Here is a 5,759-nt window from a genome sequence, read left to right as displayed (position 1 = left end):
TCACGGCCTTCACGATGTCCTCCGCGAGGGTGGGCATCGTATGGGTGTGGGAGTGCTGCACGATGGGCGTGCGGGAATGCATCCGGCGGCCGGTCAGCACGACGCAGACATGACTGCTCTTCATGGCCTTCTGCAGCGCAGCCTTGTCCGGCATCAGGTTTTTGCCCTGCTGGTGCAGTGTCGCCCCCGCATCGATCGCGCCACGCAACAGGCTGTTGATTTCGCCGGACGGAACGAAGCCCGTCGCCATGCTGCCAAGGGACGTCACGAGCGAGGCGAAGGAATGGTCGCTCGCTTCCTTCTTGAAGGCATAAAGGTAGTAGGGTTTCCGGGTGATGTCCTTCTCGGTCGCCGTGACCTGCACCTGATCCATGCCGCCGCCGAATTCGGACTCCTTGAAAGTCTCGATCTTCATGCCGGGATAGATCCCGCAGCGAACCTTGACGCGGTTCATCGACCTCATTTGCTGCACGATGGCGCCCAAGGCATGCTTGCCGTTGCCGTAGAACACGATGTCCTTGCAGAGCAGGTTGTGCGCGTAACCGTTGGTGACCGGCCCGGCGCTCTGCTTGCCACGAAGCCACCCCGGTCCGAAGTTCATGCCCGGAATGACCGCGGCCTGCTGCTGGATCACCCAGCCATATTGTACTTTCGTGCTCATCGTCGCGCCCAATCTTTCGACCCGCGAATGCCCTCCGACTGACATTCTGCGAGTGGCCTCTCGTTCAACGGCAGCTTCCCCTGAAGATGACGTTGGGTCAAGATGTCGGCGCGGTCGAGCCGGCAGTGTCCCACCGCTTGCGGCAAGCCAGCCGGGCATGAGGCGAGCTGTCTGCGAAATGCTCTGGCGTCAGAGACGGCCGAGGGCGGCGGCGATCCAGAGTGCAAGGGTCGCAGCGCGGCTCTGGCGGTAGAGGCGCAACCGGGCAAGACCTGCCAGCCGTGCCGCGAGCGGGCGTCCGCGCACGTCTGCGAAGGCCGCCAGGCAGGCCCGGTTCTCCCGGGTCAGGCGATGGGCCGACCGCTGCAGCGCCTCGATGTTGATGTCGTTCCACGCCCGGAAGGTGCCGTCCATGATCATGGCGATGCGGCGCAGGCGGGCCCGCGCGCCGTCGTTGGCTCCGATCTGATTGGTCCCGTGCTGACGGTAAAGAACCGTGGGCAGGTCGTCATGCACGACGCGGCCGCCTGCCCCTGTCACGAGTTGGTAAATCCACCAGTCGTGAACCACGACCCGCTCCGCTTCCCCGGCCGCCGAGGCGACCATGGCCGCGGCCGCAGCGTTGAGCAGGATCGTATTGCCGGAGGCGATGTTCTGCACCAGCGCGTTGCGAAATGCCGCCGGCCGCGGGCGCGGTGCGGACATGCGCCGTTCGACGAGAGCCATGTCGGTGACCCATGTCCGGCTGCAATAAAGCGCGGGACCCTCGACACCCGCGAGCGCGGCCACCCCCCGCTCGATCCGGTCGGGAAGCCAAACGTCGTCCTGATCGGAAAACGCCATCCAGGTGCCGTCCGCCGCGTCGGCCCGGAAGGCATGGACGAGCGACAGGAAGTTCGCCGCGGCGCCGCGGCACGGACCGTCGATGACCCGCAGCGGATGTCCCTGCGCCGCGAAGTCCTCCAGCACCGTCCGCGACGCGTCATCGGATCCGTCATCGCCCGCGAGAACGTACCAGTCCCCGTGTGTCTGCCGCGCGAAACTTGCAAGCTGTTCGGGCAGGGTCGCCGCCCCGTTCCGCACCGCCATCAGGATGGCCACAGTCGGGCCGGAGCGCTCCTCCCCGACCGGCGGCGCGGACCGGGCTCCGCTCCGAAGCACGGATGTTCCTGTCATGAGGTCGCGATACCCGGCGCGGTCAGGATCGCGGCCCGGACTGCCCGGCCAGGCCGGCAAGATAGGCGCCGTAATCCGTCTTGGCGTACATCCGCGCACGCGCCGAGAGCCGTTCACCGTCGATCCATCCCAGTTTGAACGCCACCTCTTCCGGGCTGCCGACCTGCTGCCCCTGCCGCTGTTCGAGGGTACGAACAAAATTGCCCGCGTCCAGCAGGGACGCATGGGTGCCCGTGTCCAGCCATGCATAGCCGCGCCCCATGCGCTCCACCGTCAGACACCCGTCGGCGAGATAGGACTCGAGCAGCGCCGTGATCTCGAGCTCGCCACGCTCCGAGGGCGCGACCTCGCGCGCCCGCTCCGGCGCCGTGCCGTCGAGAAAGTAAAGGCCGGTCACCGCGTATGTGGAGGGTGGATGCGCAGGCTTCTCGATGATCGCGAGCACCCGGCCGTCGTCGCCGAATTCCACCACGCCGTACCGCTCCGGATCGGCCACGTGGTAGCCGAACACCGTGCCCCCCTCGGGACGCGCGGCGGCGGAGGCCAGAAGGTCCTGCAGGCCGTGACCGTAGAAGATGTTGTCTCCGAGGACCATGGCCGAGGGCGCGCCGGCGAGAAACCCTTCCGCCAGGAGATACGCCTGTGCGAGCCCGTCAGGCGAGGGTTGCACGATATACTCGAGCGAAACCCCCCACTGGCTGCCGTCGCCCAGTGTGCGCCGGAACTGATGCTGATCTTCCGCTGTGGTGATGACGGCGATCTCGCGAATCCCTGCGAGCATCAGCACGGTGAGCGGATAGTAAATCATCGGCTTGTCGTAGACAGGAAGGAGCTGCTTCGAGACCCCCATCGTGATCGGGTAAAGCCGTGTTCCCGATCCACCGGCCAGAACGATCCCCTTGCGCTGCGTCATCCCTGTCCTTGTCCCCGTTCTGGCTTCAAACCGTCGGTCATCCTGCATTCAGCTCGGCCAGCACGTCAGCCAGGCCACTGCGCCAATCCGGCGCCATGAGCCCGAATCGCGTCAGGGAAGACGCCTCCAGGCGCGAGTTCAGCGGACGTGGGGCTGGGGTGGGCCAGTCCCGGGTCGGGATGCCTTCCACCGTCACGGGCCGGCCCGTCTGGGCGAAGATCTCGCGCGCGAACCCCGCCCAGCTGGTCGGGGGCAAGCCGGCGAAATGCAGCGTTCCACCCGGCGCGCCGTCGCGCATCGCATGTGCCAGCGTCAGGAGGGCCGCGGCGATCTCCGCGGCGGGCGTGGGCCCGCCGATCTGATCCTCCACGACATGCAGCGTGTCGCGGGTCTGCGAGAGGCGGAGCATCGTCTTTACGAAATTCTTGCCATGCGCCGAGAACACCCAGGAGGTTCTCAGGATGACATGCCGACCGCCGGCACCTCGCACGCCTTCTTCCCCGACGAGCTTGCTGCGGCCGTAGACCGACAGCGGCGCGGTCGGATCGTCGGTCCGCCAGGGGCGCGACCCGGACCCATCGAAAACGTAATCGGTCGAGACATGCAGGAATGGAAGGCCCCGCGCCCGCGCCGCGCGCGCCATCGCCGCCGGAGCTGCCCCGTTGATCGCGGTCGCCGCAGCCTCATCGCTTTCGGCGGCGTCCACGTCCGTGTACGCAGCGGCGTTGATCACCACCTCGGCACGCGTCTCTTCTATCCGGCTGGCACAGGCCTCGGGATCGGCGAGGTCGGCCGCCTCGCGCCCGAGGAACGTGGCATCCGGGGACCGGCGCGCCAGTTCCCGCGCAACCTGCCCGGTGCGGCCGAATACGAGCAACTTCATGCCACGGTCCCCAGCCGACGGCCCACACCGTCGCGGGCCTGCAGCGCCTCCCACCAGGCACGGTTGGCCAGATACCAGTCGACGGTTCGCGCGAGCCCTTCCTCGAGCGTGACCTGCGGTCGCCAGCCGAGTTCCTCGCGGATCCGCGACGGGTCGATGGCGTACCTAAGGTCGTGCCCCGGACGGTCGGCCACGAAGGTCACCAGCCGCTCGTGGGGCGCCGCCTCGGGGCGCCGAGCGTCGAGCAGGCGGCAGATCATGCGGACGAGGTCAATGTTCCGCGCTTCGGCTTCGCCACCGATATTGTAGCTCCGCCCCGGCCGCCCGCGCGTGAGGACGGTGAGCAGCGCGTCGGCATGATCCTCCACGAAGAGCCAGTCGCGCACGTTCTCGCCACTGCCGTAGACCGGTATCTCCCGGCCCGCCAGCGCATTGAGAATCACGACCGGAATCAGCTTTTCGGGAAAATGAAACGGGCCGTAGTTGTTCGAGCAGTTGCTCAGTACAACGGGCAGACCGTAAGTTTCATGCCATGCCCGCACGAGATGGTCGGACGCAGCCTTGGACGCTGCATAGGGACTGTTCGGGGCATAGGGGCTGGACTCGCTGAAACGGCCGTCGGGGCCGAGCGACCCGAAGACTTCGTCCGTCGAAATGTGATGGAAGCGGAACTCTTCGGGCCGGCCGGCCCGGGTCCAATAGGCGCGGGCGGCCTCCAGAAGCGCGAAAGTCCCGGCAACATTGGTCTCGACAAAGGTACCGGGTCCGTCGATCGACCGATCGACATGACTTTCGGCCGCCAGATGCATGACCGCATCGGGCGCATGGGCAGCGAGGATCCTGTCCAGGGCTTCACGGTCACGGATATCGGCCCGCTCGAAGACGTAAAGCGGGCTGTCCGCCACCTCGGCCACGTTGTCGAGGCAGGCAGCGTAGGTCAGCGCGTCGAGATTGACGACCTCGTGGCCGCGCTGCACCGCCGCGCGCACCACGGCCGAACCAATGAAGCCGGCCCCACCCGTGACCAGAAGCTTCATGCTTCGTCCTCCCAGGCGAAGGGGCTTTCGACCTCGGCCAGTCGCGGGGCGGCGGCGTCCTTTCCGCTCAATATCGGCGATCCGACCTCGGGCCAGTCGATCCCGATCGCTGGATCGTCCCAGCGCACGGCGCCATCGCAGTCGGGCGCGTAGTAGTCCGAACACTTGTAGACGATCTCGGTGTCCGGCTCGAGCGTCATGAATCCGTGCAGAAAGCCCTCCGGCACAAGCAGCTGCCGACCGTTTTCGAAACTGAGTTCACATCCCCACCATCGCCCGTAGGTCGGCGAGCCCCGCCGCATGTCCACCGCGACATCGAAAAGGCGACCCCGGCCGCAGCGGACGAGCTTGATCTGCGCGTGCGGCGGCGCCTGATAGTGCAGTCCCCGCACCGTGCCGGCGCTGGCCGAGAGCGAATGGTTGTCCTGAACGAAATCGATATCGAACCCCGCTTCGGCCATGCGGGCGCGATTCCAGCTTTCCGAAAAGAACCCGCGCGCGTCGCCATGGCGCAAGGGCGTAACAAGAACCACACCGGGGAGCGGCGTTCGCTCGATCTGCATGCTCGGTTCTCCAGCCACGATCTTCTGCTCTGCTGCGGATTTCGCCTCGCGTAACGCATTCCCCGCAGGATCGCCAGCCTGCTCTGGTTGCCAGTCCGGCGACGGCCCCGGCCCCGGCACGCGCTGTTCTCGAACGCGGAGCGGCGGCAGGTCGGGATGCGCTTGGAAAACGGTGCCGCCGGGCAACACGCGCAACGCGTCGCCCGCGCGTTCCGTTCTCGCTCACCGGGCCGATAACGCTGGATTGCGTCGCAGGCGCAATGATGGCGCCGCGCTTCGGGATATGCCCGGCGCACGCCATGGTAGAGCGAGGCCATGCCGGTGACCGGGTCCGGTGTGGCGCTCGCGCCGTGATCGCGCTGAAACCACGGCGGTCAGGGCTCAAAACCGGGATCGCCACCTCTGAAAACGCGCCGCGTCACCGCGCTTCTCCACAGAGACGGCACGCACCGGGAGTTCGTGATGGCTTTCAGCCGCCCCTTGACCGCAGGATGCCGCGCTCAGGCCTGAGGATCGGGCAAGGCCC

6 protein-coding genes are annotated in these 5,759 nt (G+C 67.0%); all 6 read right to left on the bottom strand.

Annotated elements, in window-relative coordinates:
- Positions 1-661 (bottom strand): hypothetical protein (locus ACESL7_RS03750; protein ID WP_372891590.1); only part of this gene is annotated, 661 nt, incomplete at its 3' end.
- A gap of 189 nt (positions 662-850) precedes the next feature.
- Positions 851-1,897, bottom strand: a complete 1,047-nt coding sequence (locus ACESL7_RS03745; protein ID WP_372891588.1) for a glycosyltransferase — start codon at positions 1,895-1,897, stop codon at positions 851-853.
- Positions 1,860-2,750, bottom strand: a complete 891-nt coding sequence (gene rfbA, locus ACESL7_RS03740; protein WP_372891586.1) for a glucose-1-phosphate thymidylyltransferase RfbA — start codon at positions 2,748-2,750, stop codon at positions 1,860-1,862. Before rfbA ends, ACESL7_RS03745 begins: the two co-directional genes overlap by 38 nt.
- Positions 2,751-2,787: 37 nt before the next feature.
- Positions 2,788-3,633, bottom strand: coding sequence for a dTDP-4-dehydrorhamnose reductase (gene rfbD, locus ACESL7_RS03735; protein WP_372891584.1), 846 nt, complete (start codon positions 3,631-3,633; stop codon positions 2,788-2,790).
- The gene (gene rfbB / locus ACESL7_RS03730; RefSeq protein ID WP_372891583.1) at positions 3,630-4,670 is read right to left on the bottom strand and encodes a dTDP-glucose 4,6-dehydratase; all 1,041 of its coding nucleotides are present in this window, start codon (positions 4,668-4,670) and stop codon (positions 3,630-3,632) included. The genes rfbD and rfbB overlap by 4 nt, the downstream gene beginning before the upstream one ends.
- On the bottom strand, positions 4,667-5,233 hold the full coding sequence (rfbC, locus tag ACESL7_RS03725; protein WP_372891613.1) for a dTDP-4-dehydrorhamnose 3,5-epimerase: 567 nt from the start codon (positions 5,231-5,233) through the stop codon (positions 4,667-4,669). Before rfbC ends, rfbB begins: the two co-directional genes overlap by 4 nt.
- Between the last annotated feature and the right edge of the window lie 526 nt (positions 5,234-5,759).

This window comes from Rhodosalinus sp., assembly GCF_041685465.1.
Classification (GTDB): domain Bacteria; phylum Pseudomonadota; class Alphaproteobacteria; order Rhodobacterales; family Rhodobacteraceae; genus Rhodosalinus.
This window is presented reverse-complemented; position numbering and strand designations above follow the sequence as displayed.

What these genes read in the sequence shown, in the direction of transcription:
- rfbA (WP_372891586.1), bottom strand. Translation starts at nt 2,750, where the DNA reads ATGACGCAGCGCAAGGGGATCGTTCTGGCCGGTGGATCGGGAACACGG.
- rfbB (WP_372891583.1), bottom strand. Translation starts at nt 4,670, where the DNA reads ATGAAGCTTCTGGTCACGGGTGGGGCCGGCTTCATTGGTTCGGCCGTG.
- rfbC (WP_372891613.1), bottom strand. Translation starts at nt 5,233, where the DNA reads ATGCAGATCGAGCGAACGCCGCTCCCCGGTGTGGTTCTTGTTACGCCC.
- rfbD (WP_372891584.1), bottom strand. Translation starts at nt 3,633, where the DNA reads ATGAAGTTGCTCGTATTCGGCCGCACCGGGCAGGTTGCGCGGGAACTG.